Genomic DNA, 19,024 nt, shown 5'->3' on the forward strand with positions numbered 1-19,024 from the left:
CCTGTCAGTTTGACAAAACACCCTGCCTGCCACTAATGACGTTACGGCCATTAAAATGAGGAGGCTTGAGCTATATGCCGCCATCATAGATTTTCCAGAGTGGAATGTTAAGCAGCTGCCGACGTCGTCGGCAGGTTAATCTCAGGAGAAATTTTCTAACACCGAGATAAAGGAATGGCGATCGCCCTGACCTTCGGTCAAATGTACCCGGCCTTCAATATCAGTAAGATGGTGCTCCATAAGTTGCTGAGCCTTCAGCAGGTCTTTAGCTTTTAGCGCTTTTACAATCATCCGATGATGGTCGGCACCGCAGTCATTGCTGTGCTTCTCTTCATACAAGGCCATCACCAGAGACAACCGCGCGACAATTTTAGACAACATTTCGGTAAGAACCGAATTACCGGCCATTTCCGCCAGCACGATATGAAATTTTCCGGACAGCACGGTTTTAGATTTCTCATCGCCATGCTGATGAATGTGTTCCTCCTCGTCCGTGAGTTTTTCCAGCGCGTCGAGCTGGTCCTTTGTGGCGCGTTCGGTAAGCAACTCCAGCAGAATACTTTCCAGCTTACGACGTGCTTCGAACAGGCTTTTGGCTTCCTGAATGCCCGGCTCGGCCACAAAAGTCCCGCGATTACGCTTTCGTTCCAGCAGATGATCGCTTTCCAGCACGCCTAATGCTCCGCGTACCACGGTACGGCTTACGCTAAAGTGATCGGCAATGGCTTCTTCAAGGATCTTGCTGCCCGGTTTTAGCGCTCCCTCGCCGATGGCCGTAGCCAGGGTAACGCGAATACGTTCTGAAACATCATCAGAGCCCTCTCCGCTGAGGGCTTCTTTTTTGTTTACCGCTGCGGCTCCCCGGCTGCGCGTAGTCTTCATTCTTTTCTCCCTAATCTTACGATAAGCATCGCTGCTCCCCATCGTGGCCTTCAGGCTTTACTATCGCCATAATACAATCCCTGCGCAACTGCTTAATTTAGAATGATGCCCTGCCCGGCACAGAGCGCCCGGATATGAGCAGCAGACTGCTGAATAAAGCCGACAGCCTGGCTAAAGCCATAGGCTTGCTGCTCGTAGCCGGGATAACCGTAGTTGGCGGACTCAAAGCTTTCCCAGTCTGCTACCTCGCCCGCTACGACTCGCTGTTGATATATATCCAGCATGGCGAAATAGGCTTCCAACTCCTCAGGGGTCAGGTCTGGATGCCCTGCCCGCCAGACAGGATCGTCAATCTGAATACACTGGCGTGGGTTTGCTTTACGCGGTTTATCTGCCGATGACTGGGCAATCTCCAGCGAGAGATTCAGCTGCGGGTTACATCTGGCCAGCAGGCTGAGCACGGCAGAAAAATCTACGATGCCGGTGCCACAAGGTCGCGGCTGGAAATCGAGGCCGCCAGGCGCCCGGCCAATGTAGGCATCTTTTATATGCGTCTGCCGAACCCAGGGAGCCAGACGTTTAGCAGCCCATACCGGATGTTCACCGCGCTGCAACATATTAGCGGTATCCAGCACTACTCCTAGGCAGTCTTCTCCAACCGCTTCAATCAGCCGCAAAATCTCAAACGATGTTATCTCATCATGCGTCTCGATATTCATATGCACGCCGTTAGCCCTTGCTGCCGGGGCCAGTTTAAGCAGTACCTTTTCCATCGCCAACAGTTGCTCATCCCACGTTACATCGGTACGAAAGCGATCGACTGCCAGCCGGCCAGGATAAGCGGCCTTAAAATTTCCTGGAGATACCCACAACTCTTTGCAGCCAATCTCAGCGCCAGCTTCGATCATGCGGGTTAGCCCTGCAATAATATCGCCGTTACCAGCATCACGCAGTTCCGGCGATTCGGCGCTGCAATAAGGGTTGATTTTGCCCAGCCCGCTTTCCAGATAGAGCCCCAGCCCGTCGGCTTTGGCCCGAATCTCCCGTAGCTCACCGACGTCCAGGGTGGGACTCATCTCCAACAAAGTACTGAAGAAGATCCCGCTCAAACCCAGTTCGGTGACGTGGTCAAGACTTGCCAACGGGCCGCGCTTTTTCGCTTCAGGAAGCTTTAAACCATCAATGCCTAATCTCACAACGTGATTCCTTTTTACAAAGAGTGTTCATGTTGCTTTGCAAGCGGTATGCCAGGCGTAAAGCAAACCCTGTCAACATACTGTATTTATTATAAAATAATTTAATAAAAAATATTTTTATATAAATTTTAATGTAGATAATTTTATCTTTAAATACTTATGCTTTAAGAGTTATTTGCTTTAACCCCTGTCACATAAGGCTTTCAGCCAGATATCCCGGATGAAGGCTTTACCTTCATCACGAGCTTTCCGCTCCAGCCCTCTCTGTATCGGTCGATATTTGCACCAAATTGATGAATCTCTCGCACCAAAAAAGAAATTAACTTTAACCATTATGTTTCTAAACCTAAGTATCACAAACTTACGAAAGTATTTGCGAATACTTATAAAAAAGGAAAGCATTTTTATTTCAAGGGGTTACACATTTTTTTAACCCGCAGCGTTTTATTGGCATGTGCTTTGCAATTTTTTCGTCATCTGCCCGCAGATTTTTCGTTTAGCGTCTCAGCACCAGGAAAGCACTATGTCAACTATGCCCAAAACATCAGAACGTAAGCGGCTAAGCGTCCAGGGTCTTACCCATAGCTACGGCGGCAATAATGCGATTAGCGATATTGCCTTCACCATTGAGCCAGGCGAAATTGTTGCTCTGCTTGGCCCCAGCGGCTGCGGAAAATCGACCGTCCTGCGCGCCATTGCCGGACTTATCCAGCCTAAAGCCGGGAAAATTGAGCTGGGCAACCAAAACCTGGCCACCGTCTCAGCCAGAGCGCGCGGCATTGGGATGGTTTTTCAGAACTATGCGCTGTTTCCGCATTTGACAGTGGCCGAGAACATTGCCTATCCGCTGGCCTGTCAACATATCTCTCGCGCTGAGCGTAAGTTACGCGTCAGGGAGATGCTGGAGCTGGTTCGCTTAGGCGAATACGGCAACCGCCTTCCCCGTGAACTTTCAGGGGGACAGCAGCAGCGTGTTGCAGTGGCGCGCGCTATTGCCGGTCGGCCTTCGCTGTTACTGCTTGACGAGCCTTTAGGTGCACTTGACCGTGCGCTGCGCTTCGATCTCCAGGTCGAGTTGCTGCATCTGCAAAAGAGTCTGGGCATTACCACCCTGATTGTGACGCACGATCAGGAGGAAGCTCAAAGTCTCGCCAACCGCCTGGTACTGATGAACAAAGGCAATATTGAGCAGATTGATACACCGATGGCGGTTTACGACCGTCCAAAATCACTTTTCGTGAATACCTTTATCGGCCAGACCAACCAGCTGCCGGGTAAGGTGCTGCGCTTTGAGAACGACACGACGCTGATTGGCCTGGCGGATAATAAAACCCTTCGTCTGCCACGCAGGCTTAATTTTACCCTCGGCTCGAAGGTGGTCATTACCTTCAGACCTGAAGAGGTGATTTTGTTCGATCTGCCCGGCGAAAATCGCCAGCCGGTAAGGTTAACTGTGTCGGTGCCGCTTGGGCCGGTACTTGTTCACGAGCTCACCCTGGACTGTGGCAACGGTTTACGTGCCTCACAGGTTCGTGGGCCCGGCACCTCCATCCCCCTTCCCGGCTCACAGCTTTTTGCTGAAATCGATACTTCTCGCTGTCACGCCTTTCCGGCTGAACCACAACCGTAAATTACAACCAGAGGTGAACAACATGAAAGACTTTGAAATCAGTCGTCGTCGGTTCGGTCAATTTCTAGTGGGCGCGGCAGCAGCCTCCCTGCTGCCTCTTTCTCTTCGGGCGATGGCTACCAGCCAACAGTCAGCCGTTGCGGCCACTTTCCCTGGCAACTGGGAGGATGCCTACCGCAGCGTGCTGACGCCGATAATGAGCAAAGAGGGGTTTGGGCTGACGATTGCTCCGGCGATGGCGCAGGATCAGCTGGCAAAAGTGATGGCCAGCCCTGGCAACCCGCCCTACGATGCCTTGTTGATGTCGCCAGGCCAAATGGACATCGCCGTAAAAAATAATCTGATTGAGAAGATCGACCCGTTGCGACTGAAAAACTGGAACCTGCTCGACAAAAGTTTCCAGGGCGAGTACGGCCCGACCGTGACGGTAGAAGTCAACGGGATTGCTTATAATCCTGACCTTGTTCCGCGTCCGGCTGGCTATGCCGATCTGTTTGATAACCCGAAATATAAAGGGCTGGTCTCCTGGACCGGTTTCGCTTCTAACACTGCCGTAATGGCCTACACCGAAATTGCCAAAATTTATGGCAACGGACCGAATGATATGGCTGCGGTGTTCAGGTTGTTCAAAACTCATCCTGAACAAATGGCCAGCATTGTCGACAGCACCAACCATCAGATGACGCTGTTTCAGCAGCAGGAAATTGCCGTGTTTATGTGCAGTACCAGCAACGTGGCACGTCTGAAGAGCCTGGGGATGAACGCGGAATTTGTGCATCCTACAACCGGTTCTCCAGCCGCACCAGTCAATATTCACATGGTCAAAGGCACCAAAAACGCCGACGCCGTCTATGCCTATATGGATGCGGCCATTTCTCAGGCGGCGCAGGATCGGTTCAAACAGCCTCCGGCAGAAATGTTCCCTACCAACAAAAACGTGGAGCTGACGCCAGCTATTTCGGCCTATGTTACCCGCGCCCAGCTTCCAACGCTGGTTTATCCTGACTGGGCGGCGATTAATCAGAATCGCGATGCCTGGATCCGCGAGTTCGACACGCTTGTAGCCGGGTGAGGCGAGGTTATGAAACAGAGCGGCTTCCCCTATGTTATGCCCATGCTACTGCTTTTTGTGGCGTTCTTTGCAACGCCGCTCGCTGTTTTAGTGGGGTTCAGCTTCTTTGCTAAAAGTGGCGTGACGCTGGAACACTACATCCGATTTTTTGGCGATTCGTTCAACTTTCACGTGCTGATCAACACTGCCAGGCTGGGGATAGAAACGGTTATCGCCACCACGCTGTTGGGCATGCCGATTGCGCTGCTTTACTGGCACAGCGGCAAAAACGTGCGGCAGATTGTCATCTTCCTGACGCTGATCCCAATGCTGACCAGCAATGTGGTCAGAACCTTTGCGTGGATCGTTATTCTGGGGCGCCAGGGACCGATCAGCGAGGCACTGATGGCGCTGGGGATCACCGGCATGCCAACCAGCCTGATGTTTACCGAAACCGGACTGGTACTGGCAATGTGCCAGATCGATCTGCCCCTGATCGTTTTGCCGTTGATTGCCATTATGACCCGTACGCCCTGGTCGCTGACCGAAGCCGCACTGGTTTCCGGGGCCGGGCCGTGGCGTATTCTGCTGACTATATTGCTCCCGCTGATGCTTCCTGGGCTGCTGGCGGGCTGGATCCTGGTCTTTGCCAGCACCAGCAGCTCGTTCGTTACCCAGGCGGTAATTGGCGGCGCGCGCAATGTATATGTTCCTCAGTTGATCTATCGCGAAGTCGGCACGCTGTTTGACTGGCCTCTGGCTTCAGCTATTGCGGTGGTGCTGTTGGTGTCTACCGGCTGTCTGCTGGTTGCACTGACCATGATTTCACGTCACAGGAGACTGAGTGGCCATGTCTGAACAACGAGAAAATCCGATCCCGGCGCTGCTTTATAAACTGTTCGTGTTTGGCTTTGGCACGCTGTGTCTGATCTATCTGGTCGCACCGATTGTCATCGCCATCATGATGTCCTTTACCGCCGGGCAAACGCTGAAGTACCCACCAGAAGGCTTCTCCCTTCGCTGGTATGAAGCGTTGTTAGATCCGGTCAAATCCGGTACTGAGCACATTGCTGCATGGAACTCACTGAAAATTGCCGGACTGGCGGTACTGGGCTCGCTGCTGTTTGCGGTACCGGCAACCATCGGCATGACGCGGATGAAGCGTAAAAGCGTTAATGCGATTGAGCCACTGTTGCTGGCACCGTTGGTGCTGCCGAGCCTGGTCTATGGGCTGGCAGCGCTGATTGTCGCGAACTTTTTTGGCTTTGCTCCTTCTTTATGGCTGACCGTGCTGGGCCACGTAGTGGTGTTTGGCCCCTTGATGTATCGCGCCGCCTCGGTGGTGGCTCAGGGAGTGAACCCTTCGTTGGCAGAAGCGTCCACTACCATGGGCGCCAGCTGGTTCATGACTTTACGACGGGTAACTTTACCGCTGCTGATGCCGGGCATTCTTGCCGGGGCATTTCTGGTGTTTATCCAGTCACTGGATAACGTCACCGTCACGCTGTTTCTGGCAGATGCCAGCACCACGGTTCTGCCGCTGCGCATGTTTGCGCTGATTGAGGAATCGCTGGATGTCCGCGTTGCGGCTATTTCCGGGATCCTGATCGCCATCACGCTGCTGGGGCTACTGGTGGCCCGACGCGTATTGGCACCTCGCCCGAACAATCAATAACCAAATGAATAAAAAGGAATTATTATGAATACTCATCCTCAGGCCGCGGGCTACCGCATTGGCTCTCTGCTGGCCGATTTTCAGCCCGATTTTAACTTCTCAGCCCCGTTACCGTTGCCGCCGGAAGAGTTTGAGGAGCGTTTGCGCCGCGTTCGCCGTTCAGCGGTTGAAGCCGGGCACGATGCGCTGGTTGTTCATACCGGCAGCGTCGGCTGGTTTCATGCTTCCAACCACTATCTGCGCTACCTCTGTGACTGGATGCGCGAAGGAGTATTAATTATCCCGACCGATGTCGATAAACCATTGACGCTACTCTCTTTCTTTACTCAGTCCGTGCTGCTTCCCCCCGCTGGCGAACCGCTGTTGGTTAACGATATCTGGCAGATTGGGCCGATTGGCCGTGAGTACGCCGACAGGCCCGGTGACTCAGTGCTTAAAACGGCGGAAAAATGCAGCGAAATCCTCACTGGCTTTGGCATGAAGAAAGCGCAAATCGGGATAATCGGTGACCGGACTGCCCTGACCTTCTGGGCCGGGCTGGAATCGATGCTGCCGGGGTGCAAATTTATTAGCGACAACCCAATCCTCGACCGCTTACAGAAAGTGCGTTCGCCGCGCGAAATCGAAATGTTCCGTGCGGCGGCTCAGCTGATCGGCATCGGCACCCAGGCAGCCTGGCACGTTACTAAACCAGGCGTGACGGATCATGAGATTTTTGCCGCATTTACCGCTGCACAAATGGCGTTTGGTGGCGAAACCGGTGACGGCTATCAGATTGGCATTAATGAATTCGGCACCCATTGCGGCAAGCCTTACGGACACGTCGTTCGCCCCGGTGATTTGATCAATTTATATATCTCCAATGTTACCTGGCGCGGCTACACCGCGCAGACAGCCCGAATGATTGCGGTTGGCGAGATTACCGAACGCCAGGAAAAAGTGTTGGCAGCCTGTACCGAGGGCGTGAAGCGGGCTGAGCGTCTGATCAGGCCCGGTGCGCTGATGTGCGATATCAACAACGCCGCCTTTGAATCAATGATTGAGCAAGGCCTGCTCATTTCGCCAGAGGCGCGAAGTATGCCTTACAACTGGTCTCCAATGCCTGACGGCAGCGCACGTCTGATCCCACAACAGTATGTGCGCGATCTCGACTGGGAGGCACAAGGCCGCAAGCTGATGCATGTATATCCGGCAACTCACGGGCCTCATAACCCCAACCTCGGCCACTCGGTCGGCATGGCGGGGGGACAGAACAGCTTTAACATTTCCTCGCACAACTACGATCGGCTGGAAGAAGGCATGGTATTTGTGCTGCATACCCAGTGGCTGGAACCGCTTTCGGCTGGCTGTAACATCGGTGATTGCTATGTTGTGACCCATGATGGATTTGAAAATCTCAGCCACCATACACCACTTGAAACTCACCGTATTGCTTCCGGAGCCTGAAATGAACCCCGCTATCCCACACACTTATTTTGATTTTTCTGCGTTAACCGAGCGCGAACGTTACAAAATTTTGATTGGCACCGTCATCCCTCGCCCTGTCGCACTGGTCACCACAGTCAGTAAAGAAGGCGTGCCCAATGCGGGCCCGTTCAGCTTTTTTAACGTATTGACGCACGCTCCGGCGATTGTGGCCATCGGCGTGGAAAATTATGACGACATGCGCTTTAAAGACACCGCCCGCAATATTCGTGAAACCGGCGAATTTACTGTTCATATTGTTGATGATGCGCTGGTCAGCCAGATGGAAATCTGCGCCATCAAATTTGGCCCGGAGGTAAATGAGCTTGACGTTGCCGGGCTGGAAACTACGCCAGGGAGAATGGTAGGCAGCCCACGAATTCTGGCCGCTCCGGCAGCGCTGGAGTGTCGGCGTCACACCACGCTTCAGGTTGGGGCGGCGCGTGAAATTATCTTAGGCGAGGTCATCGGCGTGTACATCAGAAGCGATGCGATCAATCCGGAAAACCTGCATATCGATCAGCAGTTGATGGACGCTATAGGCCGTATGGGCGGAAATACCTACTGCCGCACGCGTGAACAGTTTGACGTGAAAACATTAACCAAAGAACAGTGGAAGGAAAGTCAGTTAATTAAATAGCGGGTGTCGCCCGTCAGGCAATGGCTTATATATAAACTCCCTCTTATGGGAAAATAATTATATTCAGACAGGGTAAATAATAATGATGAGGCGTTCATTTGCAATGGCAGCAATGCCACTGCTGGCTTTCCTGTGTCCGGCGCACGGCGCAGAGATATATAATAAAGATGGCAACAGGCTGGAGCTTATCGGTCGAATTAAAGTTTCTCACTCTATTTCTGATGATGCGAACAATGATGGCGACGTCTCTTCAAATCTTCAGGGCGGGTTTAGCGGTATGACGCAGATATCCAGCCAGCTTACCGGCTACGGCACCTGGTCCTACCAGTATAGCCTGCATAACGCTGAAGGCAGTGATGCACAAAATGGCAACGCCACCCGCCTTGGCTATGCCGGAGTAAAGTACGGTGAGCTAGGGTCAATAGACTATGGCCGCAACTTTGGCCTTGTGTATGACGTAATGAGCTATACCGATATGCTGCCGTATTTCGGCAGCGACTCCGATTACAATGATGTATTTCTCATCGGCAGGTCTACAGGACTGCTGACCTGGCGTAACAACGATTTCTTTGGCCTGCTCAAGGGACTAAACGTTGCCGCCCAGTACGAAGGTAAGAACGATCGCACTGGCGACAGCGGTGCAGTGACGCGCTCCAACGGCGATGGCTATGCACTATCGATGTCCTATTCCTTTGACTCAGGTGTGAGTGTAGTAGGATCCCTCGCCAGTCTGGATCGCACCGAAGCGCAGAATAGCCTGAGCAGAGGCAAAGGCGATAAAGCGCAGCATTATGCGGCGGGTTTAAAATACGACGCAAACAGCATCTATCTGGCCGCCGTCTATGATGTCAGCCAGAACGCCATCCCGGTGAGCGGTGGCTTCGCCAATCAGGCGAAAAACCTGGAAATCGTGGCGCAATATCAATTTACCAACGGTTTTCGTCCTTCTCTGGCTTATGTATCCTCCAGAGGAGAAGATATTGAAGGTATCGGCGATACAGACATTATTAACTATATCGCCGCAGGTGCCTCTTATTACTTCAATAAAAATATGGTGGCGTTTGGAGAGTACAAAGTAAACCTCCTGAGAAAGGATAACCCGCTGGGACTGGCTACCGATGACGTGCTGGCGCTTGGGCTGGTTTATCAGTTTTGACAGAGCTGCCAGTGATAGTCCTGGGGCAGTCCGATCCAGGCAAGCTGGCAAAACAGCATGCGGCACTGATTTTTCGAGGCGTAAAAACATAGCATACCGCCGGGAAAAAGCATTTTTATCGGGCGGTTTTAGCCATCGCCCGATCTTTCGCTGCCGCTGTAATAGTCACATGGCGTCTTGATCAGCATAAAAAAGCTAAGCAGAATTTATCTTTCGCGCTAATTCCTTTTTATCCTCTGCCTGATTGCGGCTAAATTAACCGCCTGTTTTCTGCCTTGACTAAAATAAGCCCGGCGCTCAAATAAAATTAAAAACGCTGCAAGATCAGCAAGTTTTATAAAAATTCAGTTTAGCGTCTTGATTGCTCACCGCGTTCGGCGATACTGTATGTATATACAGCTAATCTGGAATAACTATTATGCAGCCGATTTTTCCTGCTGAAATTATGGACGACCTTTTTTTGCCGCTTTTTATTGAGCGCGTCCCCTGCGGCTTTCCCAGTCCGGCCCAGGATTACATTGAGGACCGGCTGGATCTGAATAAGCTGGTGATCCGTCATCCCAGCGCCACCTATTTTATTAAGGTCAGCGGCGACTCGATGATTGAGGCCGGTATCGGCCACGACGATTTGCTGGTGGTGGATCGGGCACTGTCGGCGACGCATGGCGATATTGTGGTGGCGGCGGTAGCGGGCGAATTTACCGTTAAGGAACTGCGTACCCGTCCCTGCTTGCAGCTGGTGCCGCGCAATCGCCACTATTCTCCCGTCGAGTTTCACAATGCGGAAGAGCTGGAGATCTTCGGCGTGGTCACTTTTATTCTGAAATCTACAAAAAACAGCCGCGAGAGTTTTACGTAACGGCTCGCTGAATCACTGTTTTTAGCTTTCCCGATAAAGAGTCCGCGCTGGCTGACGGGCTCTTTACCGCAAGGATAACCGCCGCGCTCTGGCTTGATTTGGGCTATGACTATGTTTGCTCTGGTTGATGTGAACAACTTTTATACTTCCTGCGAGAAGGTTTTCCGGCCGGATTTAAAAAACAGGCCGGTCGTTGTCGTCTCTAATAACGACGGCTGTATTATTTCGCGTTCAGCGGAAGCAAAGGCGCTGGGTATTAAAATGGCCGAGCCCTACTTTAAAATTAAAGATGATTTGCAACGGATGCAGGTGCAGGTTTTTAGTTCTAACTACGCGCTCTATGCCGATCTCAGCCACCGCGTAATGACCCTTCTCGACGAGCTGGCCCCCTCTGTAGAACGTTACTCTATCGATGAAGCCTTTATCGATCTAACCGGCGTCAGCAACTGCATCGCGCTGGAAGAGTTTGGCCGTGAAATTCAGCAGACGATCTTACAGGCCACCGGGCTGACGGTAGGCGTCGGTATTGCGCCCACCAAGACGCTGGCCAAGCTTGCCAACTACGCCGCAAAAAAGTGGCGCAAGACGGGCGGCGTGGTCGATCTGTCCGATCCCGCCCGTCAGCGCAAGCTGCTGCCGCTGGTGCCTGTTGAAGAAGTCTGGGGCATTGGTCGTCGCGTCGGTAAACGGCTACAGCTGATGGGGATTAAAAACGCGCTGCATCTGGCCGACAGCTCCGTGCCCACCATCAAAAAACATTTTAGCGTGGTGATGGAAAGAACGGTGCGCGAGCTGCGCGGTGAATCCTGCCTGGTAATAGAAGAGCTTACGCCCACCAAACAGCAAATTGTGTGCAGCCGTTCTTTTGGTCACCGTATTACGGACTATAGCGATATGCACCAGGCCATCTGCGCCTGGGCAGAGCGCGCGGCGGAAAAGCTGCGCGGTGAAAAACAGTACTGCCGCTTTATCAGCGTGTTTATCCGCACCAGCCCGTATGACAGCAACGCCAGCGGCTATAACAATCAGGCTTCCGGCCGACTGCTGCTGCCTTCAAACGATACGCGCGACATTATTCGCGTAGCGACCGAAGCGCTTGACCGCATCTGGCGCGAAGGCGAACGCTATCTGAAAGCGGGCGTGATGCTCAGTGACTTTTATAGCGAAGGCGTGGCGCAGTACGACCTGTTTGCCGAAGAAAAACCGCTGGCGAACAGCGTGGCGTTGATGAAGGTAATTGATACGCTGAACCAGTCCGGCAAGGGCAAAATCTGGTTCGCCGGACAGGGCATTGAGAAAAGCTGGTCAATGAAGCGGGAGATGCTCTCTCCCGCCTGGACAACGCGCTACAGCGATATGCCCGTAGCGAGGTGAGAGGCTATTGCCCGTTCAGCCGGGCGACAGCCTGCCCCTCTCCATGCTGCTACAGCAGATTTTTTTCGGCCAGCTCCAGCGCATAATAGCTGAAGATCAGATCGGCACCGGCGCGCTTGATGGCGCCCAGGCTTTCCAGCACCACGTCCTGCTCGTTAATAGCGCCAGCCTGCGCGGCAAACTTCAGCATCGCGTATTCGCCGCTAACCTGGTAAGCCGCCAGCGGAAGTTCGCTGCGCTCGCGCACGTCACGAATAATATCCAGATAGGCGCCCGCCGGCTTCACCATCAGCGCATCCGCACCTTCCGCCTGATCGATTAACGATTCGCGAATCGCTTCGCGACGGTTCATTGGGTTCATCTGGTAGGTTTTGCGATCGCCCTTCAGCGAGGTGCCCGCCGCTTCGCGGAAAGGGCCGTAGAAGGAAGAGGCAAACTTGGTGGAGTAAGACATGATCGCCGTATCGGTAAAGCCCGCTTCATCCAGCGCGTGGCGGATTGCCGCCACCTGCCCGTCCATCGCCGCAGAAGGCGCAATAAAGTCTGCACCGGCGCGCGCGGCGGCAACGGCTTGTCTGCCCAGGTTCACCAGCGTTGCATCGTTATCCACGCCGTGGTCGTGCAGTACGCCACAGTGGCCGTGCGTGGTGTATTCGCAAAAACAGGTGTCGGACATGACGATCATTTCCGGTACTGCATCTTTACAGATGCGCGCCATGCGCGAAACCAGACCGTTTTCCTGCCAGGTGTCGCTGCCGTCGGCATCGGTATGATGAGAGATACCAAAGGTCATTACGGAACGGATGCCCGCTTTGGCGATACGCTCAATCTCATAGGCCAGACGCTTTTCGGGAATGCGCATCACGCCAGGCATCGCCTGGATAGCCTTATAGTCATCCAGCTCTTCTTCAACAAAGATTGGCAGCGCCAGATCGTTGATGCTGAGCGAAGATTCCTGAAACAGCGAGCGGAAAGATGGGGTCTGACGCAAACGTCTTGGGCGAAGGTTTGGGGATAGACTGGACAAAACAACCTCGGTTTAACAGATGGTCAGCGGCAAAGCGGCACCGCCGGAGAAGTCTGTTAACAGTATACCTACAGGCGCTTTCTGACAATGTCTGTCATCTTCCTGCCCTGGCTAACGGCACAGAATGCCTGGCTTTCTCCTGCCCGCTGCCTTTGCCATCGGCTTCCCTTTTCACCCGTCTTCTCGCCCGATCTTTCTCATCGCCCGCGATAGCGTTATTTTTCAGACCAGCGGGCTTTTTTGCTGGGGATAAGGCCAGCCTTAACCGCATCCCTGGTAAAAATTTGCCTTTTCAAACAGATATCCAGCCCGATTCTTTTTTAACGTCCATAATTAAGCCAGTGACTGCAAAGGAGTAAAGATGGGATTTCTAAGCTGGACCGCCGCTACCGGCGCGCTTTTACTGTTGATGTCGCTGGCATCGGGCTGGATTAACCGTGGTCCGCTCACCACGTTCACCCTTTATCTGATAGCGGGCGTGATTTGCGGCCCGTGGGTACTGGATCTGCTGCATATTGATATTGCCGCCCACAGCGTCTTGACCGCGCACCTGACCGAAATCGCAATGGCGGCTTCCCTGTTTATTACCGGCCTGAAGCTGCGTCTGCCGCTGCGTAATCCGGGCTGGCGGCTCGGGCTGCGGCTGGCGTTTCCGGGAATGCTGCTGACCGTGGCGGGCATGTCGCTGGCCGCCCACTACCTGGCTGGCCTGTCGTGGCCTTACGCGCTGGCCTTTAGCGCCATTGTGGCGCCAACCGATCCGGTACTCGCCAGCCTGATTTCCGTTAACGACGCGCGCGATGACGATAACCTGCGCGTTTCGCTCTCCAGCGAGGCGGGAATGAACGACGGCACGGCCCTGCCGCTGCTGATCCTGGCCGTGACGCTGTTGACCACGCAGCAGCCGCTGTCGGCAGAATTGCTCACCCACTGGGCGCTAAAAGATGTGCTGTGGGCCATCGTGGGCGGGCTGGGGATCGGCTTTGTTCTTGGTCGCTTTGTCGGACAATACGTAACGCACTTACGCCACGCGCATCAGGACGTTGCTCCCAACGACTTTCTGGCGCTGGCGCTGATTGCGCTAAGCTATGCCGCTGCCCAGACGCTGGATGCCTCCGGCTTTCTGGCCGCGTTTGCAGCCGGTGTCGGCCTGCGCCGCGCGGAGGTGCGGGTAATCAGCCGCCAGCCTGCCGATGCTTTCGACGACAGCGAACATCGGCCACCCGCTGAACTGCTGGTTAATCCGCATATTCGCCATGACTCTTTTAAACCCGATCCGGCGCGCTCCGTTGGCCTGGTAGTTGGCGACGCCCTCTCCTTTGGCGATACGGTAGAACGCCTGTTTGCCGCAGGCATTATCATCGTGCTGGGCGTGACGCTGGCGCAGCACTGGGATCCGTTGGGCCTGGTGATGGCGGCGGTGCTTTTTATCGTGGTGCGTCCGGTAGCGGTCTGGCTGGGCACCACGGGCATTAAGGTTCCCTGGCAGCAAAAGCTGATTATCGGCTGGCTGGGCATTCGCGGTATCGGCAGTATTAACTATATTGCCTGGGCCTATACGCATGGCGTCGCTGGCCCGGAGATGACGCGGATGGCGAATATCGCCTTTACGCTGATCGTGGCCAGCGTCATTCTGCACGGTATTTCGGTGACGCCGTTGCTGAACTGGCGTCAGGCGCGGATAGCCGCCCGGCAGCAAAAAGAGCGGGAGTAGCTTTGACCATCAACCTGCTCAATCCAGGATTTATGCTAGCCTCAAAGCGAGGGGATCTATTGCTGTTCTGGAGAGCGGGTTGATAAAAAGATGAAAATATCAGACAGTTTTCGCAGCCATTTTATTCGTGAAGTGCTTATCCCGTTAGTGCTGGTGTTACTGATTACGTTTACCGCTGCCACGTTTACCGTCTGGTGGGCGACGGCCAAAACCAATCGCGACGCCGCCGGACAGCAGCAGCGCATTATTCAGACCTCGCTTTCGCAAAGCCTGGCAGAAATGATCAAGCAGAACCGTAGCCTCGCGCTATGGCAGCCGCTTGGCAGCCGACTGGAGCGTGCGCCGCTGGATATCCTCTGGCTGAATCAAAACGTCGGTGCCTGGCTGACGGAGATGTTTGGCCATCAGCTTATCTATATTCTTGATGAGCATAATCAGCCGGTCTACCGCTGGGAATGGGGCGAAAACGTGCCGGTAGCGCGATTTGAGCATTTGCGCCCGCCGGTCACGTCCCTGCTGAATAAGCTGAAAATCCCCTTTGCCATCGGTAGCCGCCATGCCGAAACGGTAGACTTCACCCTGATCGACAAACGCCCCGCCGCGCTGGCCATTAGCGCAATAGACAACGGCTACGGGCAAAACGGCCGGTTCCGCCTGGTCAGCGTTAAGTATCTGGACAGCAGCTATCTTGACTCCCTCGCCCAGCGCAGCCTGCTGCGCGACCTGCATTATGCCGACGGCAATCCGCTGCACAAAGGTGCTAACTATCTGCTGACCAATGTCGCAGGCGAGCCGCTGGGGTATATCAGCTGGCGGCCCTCTACGCCCGGTTCGCAGATGTTTCAGGTCATCGGCCCTGTTGGCCTGGTGATGGTGCTGATTATCACGCTGATTTGCGTGTTAATGATCCGCCGTTTATGGCTTTCCTCGTCGCGGCTATCGCAGTCGCTGCTACAGCTTAGCGCCAGCGAGGCACAGGCTCAGCATCTGGCCTTTCACGATGTATTGACCGGTTTGCCTAACCGCGCGCTGGTCGAAGAACGGCTGACGCAGGCGTTAGGCAGGCTAATGCGCAGCGAAGGACAAATAGCGTTACTGCTGCTGGATCTGGATCGCTTCAAGCTGGTGAATGATACCTATGGGCACCATGCCGGGGACGAACTGATCATCGATGTAGGCCACCGGCTCAGCGAACTGGTGCGGGAAAACGATACGGTTGGGCGACTGGGCGGCGACGAGTTTGTGGTGATTCTGGAAGGCATAACCTCCCTGCACGTCATTGAGCAACTTTGCGAACGTATCATCGCGTCGCTGGCTCGCCCTTTTACTTTATTAGGCAGCCAGACCTGGATCGGCGTCAGTATTGGGGTGGCCACGGCTCCACAAAACGCCAGCGACAGGCTGGAGCTAATGCGCAAGGCGGATATCGCGCTGTACGAAGCCAAAAGCCAGGGGCGCGGACAGCATCGCATTTTTGACGAATCAATGGATGAATCGGTTAAAAAGCGCCAGCAGATAGCAGGCGACCTGCGTATTGCGCTACAGAGCAAGCGCGATCTGGCGGTTTATTACCAGCCGCTGATGGATATTGCCGGCCAAAAAGTAGTGGGGCTGGAAGCGCTGATCCGCTGGAATCATCCGGTTCACGGCCTGATTTCTCCCGGCGACTTCATTCCGCTGGCGGAGGAGATGGGGCTGATTATTCAGCTTGGCGAGTGGGTATTGCGCGAGGCGTGCCGCGTGTCGCTTGCCTGGCCGGATTTATCTATGGCGATTAACGTTTCGCCTTTACAGTTTCGTTCGGCGGGTTTTGTCGAACGCGTCAAGGCCATCGTTAAGCAGGAGAAAACGCAGCCTTCGCGTATTGAGCTGGAAATTACCGAGGGCGTCCTGATAGAAGATGAGAAAGGCGCGCAGGAGATCATGAGCGAGCTGCGCCAGGCAGGTTTCCGTATCGCGCTGGATGATTTCGGCACCGGCTACTCCAGCCTTAACTACCTGCGCCATTTCTCGGTGGATAAAATCAAGATCGACCGCTCTTTTACCCAGTCGCTGGGCGTGACGGAAAATTCCACGGCGATTATCGAATCGGTGGTCAGGCTGGGCCAGGCTATGGGGTTAACCGTGACGGCGGAAGGCGTGGAAACCAGCAGCCAGATGCAGGCGCTGGCCGAGGCGGGATGCAATCAGCTACAGGGATTTTTGTTTTCCCACGCCGTGGCGGAAGAAGAGATCAAAGCGCTGTTAACCCCACGTAAAGCAAGTTGATACAAGTGACAACGTCACGTTAACGATATGTGATATCAGACGTTCGGCAACGCCGAACTTGCGGAAACTGGCGCAAAGCATAGTGAAATAGCGAAATAGCGAAATAGCGAAATAGCTTAAAGAACCGATACAGGCGTAGCGAACAGGGAATAGCTTGAGGAAGCGGTACAGGCGTAGCGAACAGGGAATAGCTTGAGGAAGCAGTACAGGCGAGGCGAACAGGGAATAGCTTAAGGAAGCGGTACAGGCATGGCGAACAGGGAATAGCTTAAGGAAGCGGTACAGGCGAGGCGAACAGGGAATAGCTTAAGGAAGCGGTACAGGCGAGGCGAACAGGGTACGGTCGTAAAGATGCAAAAACGGCATCCCTGTCAGCTCGGGGCGCGACGTCCATGTCGCGCCACTCTCTGCTCGTTGTCTCCTTTCCCCCGCACTTTAAACTCAGGTGCTGCCCGTCGGTACAAAACGGCGAACCATTTTGGCGACACCTTCGTTAGCTAAGGTCAGAAAAAGCCCAGCGGTTCCGTGCTGTAACTCACCAGCAGATTTTTGGTTTGCTGATAGTGATCGAGCATCATTTTATGGGTTTCGCGGCCAATCCCTGATTTCTTATAGCCGCCAAACGCGGCGTGTGCCGGATAGAGATGGTAGCAGTTAGTCCAGACGCGCCCTGCCTTGATGGCTCTGCCTACCCGATAGGCGCGGTTGATATCACGTGTCCAGACGCCTGCGCCCAGCCCGTAAATAGAGTCGTTAGCGATGGCGATGGCTTCCGCTTCGTCCTTGAAGGTAGTAATGCCGACTACCGGCCCAAAAATTTCCTCCTGGAAAACGCGCATGCTGTTATTACCTTTCAACAGCGTCGGCTGAATGTAATAACCGTTCGCCAGCGAGCCTTCCAGCTTTTCAATATTGCCGCCGGTCAGCACTTCTGCCCCTTCCTGGCGCGCAATATCAAGATAAGAGAGGATTTTATCAAACTGCTGCTGTGAAGCCTGCGCGCCAATCATGGTATCGGTATCGAGCGGATCGCCGCGCTTGATGGTTTTTATTCTCTCCATCACCGCTGCCATAAACGGGACATAAATAGATTCCTGCACCAGCGCACGTGACGGACAGGTACAGACCTCGCCCTGGTTTAAAAAGCCCAGCACCACGCCTTCTGCCGCCTTTTCTATAAATGAAGGCTCGGCCTGCATAATATCTTCAAAGAAGATATTTGGTGATTTGCCGCCAAGCTCTACGGTAGAAGGGATCAGGTTTTTTGCCGCCAGCTCCAGAATATGGCCGCCCGTTGCTGTCGACCCGGTGAACGCGATTTTGGCGATACGTGTGTTACCCGCCAGCGCCTCTCCCGCCTCGCGGCCATAGCCGTGCACCACGTTGAGTACGCCTTTCGGCAGTAAATCGGCAATCAGTTCGACAAACAGAGTTATCGACAGCGGGGTCTGCTCGGCGGGTTTCAACACCACGCAGTTACCCGCGCCCAGCGCCGGAGCCAGCTTCCAGGCCGCCATTAACAGAGGAAAATTCCACGGAATAATCTGGCCGACCACGCCCAGAGGTTCGTGAAAATGATAGGCGGCAGTAAACTCGTCGATTTCTGCCGCCGTGCCTTCCTGCGCCCGCAAACAGCCCGCGAAATAGCGGAAATGATCGACCGCCAGCGGTAAATCGGCCGCCAGGGTTTCGCGCACCGGTTTGCCGTTATCCCAGGTTTCGTTTACCGCCAGATATTCCAGATTCTCTTCCAGCCGGTCGGCGATCTTCAGCAGCGCCAGCGACCGCGACTGGACAGAGGTTTTCCCCCACGCTTCGGCCGCGGCATGCGCGGCGTCGATCGCTTTTTCAATATCTTCTTTCCCTGAACGAGGAAATTCGCCGATAACCGAGCCGTCAACCGGCGAGCTGTTAGTGAAATAATTGCCGTTAAGCGGCGCAACAAACTCGCCGTTAATAAAGTTGCCGTAGTGCGATTTCAGCTCTATTAAAGAGTCGCTGCTGCCTGGATATGCGTAGCGCATAATCGTCCCTCCGTGATAATTAACAATTGAACAACTTTAAGTTAACATTAACAGAACGATTTAG

General features: G+C 54.0%; 15 protein-coding genes. 11 read left to right on the top strand and 4 right to left on the bottom strand.

The genetic code is table 11. From position 1 onward, the window contains the following. Positions 1 to 141 precede the first annotated feature (141 nt). The gene (locus tag KUE00_RS00810; RefSeq protein ID WP_246757600.1) at positions 142 to 882 is read right to left on the bottom strand and encodes a GntR family transcriptional regulator; all 741 of its coding nucleotides are present in this window, start codon (positions 880 to 882) and stop codon (positions 142 to 144) included. A gap of 92 nt (positions 883 to 974) precedes the next feature. Beyond that, on the bottom strand, positions 975 to 2,078 hold the full coding sequence (locus KUE00_RS00815; RefSeq protein WP_246757601.1) for a sugar phosphate isomerase/epimerase family protein: 1,104 nt from the start codon (positions 2,076 to 2,078) through the stop codon (positions 975 to 977). 523 nt (positions 2,079 to 2,601) lie between these two features. Between KUE00_RS00815 and KUE00_RS00820 the strand changes: the two genes are divergently transcribed. From KUE00_RS00820 to umuC, 9 genes are all read left to right on the top strand, one after another. Then, complete coding sequence (locus KUE00_RS00820) at positions 2,602 to 3,708, top strand: ABC transporter ATP-binding protein (RefSeq protein ID WP_246757602.1); 1,107 nt, start codon at positions 2,602 to 2,604, stop codon at positions 3,706 to 3,708. Between the two features lie 22 nt (positions 3,709 to 3,730). Continuing rightward, positions 3,731 to 4,780 carry an ABC transporter substrate-binding protein gene (locus tag KUE00_RS00825; RefSeq protein WP_246757603.1) on the top strand — a complete coding sequence of 350 codons (1,050 nt, stop codon included), beginning with the start codon at positions 3,731 to 3,733 and terminating at the stop codon, positions 4,778 to 4,780. A gap of 9 nt (positions 4,781 to 4,789) precedes the next feature. Next, a complete protein-coding gene (locus KUE00_RS00830) occupies positions 4,790 to 5,617 on the top strand; it encodes an ABC transporter permease (RefSeq protein ID WP_246757604.1) in 828 nt (275 codons plus the stop codon). Beyond that, positions 5,610 to 6,434: an ABC transporter permease gene (locus KUE00_RS00835; RefSeq protein WP_246757605.1), complete on the top strand. Its 825-nt coding sequence runs from the start codon at positions 5,610 to 5,612 to the stop codon at positions 6,432 to 6,434. Before KUE00_RS00830 ends, KUE00_RS00835 begins: the two co-directional genes overlap by 8 nt. A 24-nt stretch (positions 6,435 to 6,458) precedes the next feature. Continuing rightward, complete coding sequence (locus KUE00_RS00840; protein ID WP_246757606.1) at positions 6,459 to 7,880, top strand: M24 family metallopeptidase; 1,422 nt, start codon at positions 6,459 to 6,461, stop codon at positions 7,878 to 7,880. 1 nt (position 7,881) lies between these two features. Continuing rightward, positions 7,882 to 8,538, top strand: a complete 657-nt coding sequence (locus KUE00_RS00845; protein ID WP_246757607.1) for a flavin reductase family protein — start codon at positions 7,882 to 7,884, stop codon at positions 8,536 to 8,538. Between the two features lie 82 nt (positions 8,539 to 8,620). Beyond that, positions 8,621 to 9,694 (top strand): porin, encoded by a 1,074-nt coding sequence (locus tag KUE00_RS00850; RefSeq protein WP_281434427.1) that lies wholly within the window; start codon positions 8,621 to 8,623, stop codon positions 9,692 to 9,694. Between the two features lie 418 nt (positions 9,695 to 10,112). Continuing rightward, positions 10,113 to 10,553: a translesion error-prone DNA polymerase V autoproteolytic subunit gene (umuD, locus tag KUE00_RS00855; protein ID WP_246757608.1), complete on the top strand. Its 441-nt coding sequence runs from the start codon at positions 10,113 to 10,115 to the stop codon at positions 10,551 to 10,553. A gap of 111 nt (positions 10,554 to 10,664) precedes the next feature. Beyond that, entirely contained in the window at positions 10,665 to 11,927 is a 1,263-nt protein-coding gene (gene umuC, locus KUE00_RS00860; protein ID WP_246758058.1) for a translesion error-prone DNA polymerase V subunit UmuC, read from the top strand. A gap of 49 nt (positions 11,928 to 11,976) precedes the next feature. Here umuC and hemB read toward each other — a convergent pair whose 3' ends face one another. Next, positions 11,977 to 12,954 (bottom strand): porphobilinogen synthase, encoded by a 978-nt coding sequence (gene hemB, locus KUE00_RS00865; RefSeq protein ID WP_246757609.1) that lies wholly within the window; start codon positions 12,952 to 12,954, stop codon positions 11,977 to 11,979. Positions 12,955 to 13,315: 361 nt separating this feature from the next. Here hemB and KUE00_RS00870 point away from each other — a divergent pair, with 361 nt between their 5' ends. Together KUE00_RS00870 and KUE00_RS00875 are read left to right on the top strand one after the other, a co-directional pair. After that, positions 13,316 to 14,668 (top strand): cation:proton antiporter, encoded by a 1,353-nt coding sequence (locus KUE00_RS00870; RefSeq protein WP_246757610.1) that lies wholly within the window; start codon positions 13,316 to 13,318, stop codon positions 14,666 to 14,668. Between the two features lie 90 nt (positions 14,669 to 14,758). After that, positions 14,759 to 16,936 (top strand): putative bifunctional diguanylate cyclase/phosphodiesterase, encoded by a 2,178-nt coding sequence (locus KUE00_RS00875; RefSeq protein ID WP_246757611.1) that lies wholly within the window; start codon positions 14,759 to 14,761, stop codon positions 16,934 to 16,936. Positions 16,937 to 17,439: 503 nt separating this feature from the next. On the opposite strand, the gene exaC is transcribed toward KUE00_RS00875, so the two are convergent. After that, the gene (exaC, locus tag KUE00_RS00880) at positions 17,440 to 18,960 is read right to left on the bottom strand and encodes an acetaldehyde dehydrogenase ExaC (protein WP_246757612.1); all 1,521 of its coding nucleotides are present in this window, start codon (positions 18,958 to 18,960) and stop codon (positions 17,440 to 17,442) included. Positions 18,961 to 19,024: the final 64 nt, after the last annotated feature.

Source organism: Erwinia phyllosphaerae, from assembly GCF_019132875.1.
GTDB lineage: Bacteria > Pseudomonadota > Gammaproteobacteria > Enterobacterales > Enterobacteriaceae > Erwinia > Erwinia phyllosphaerae.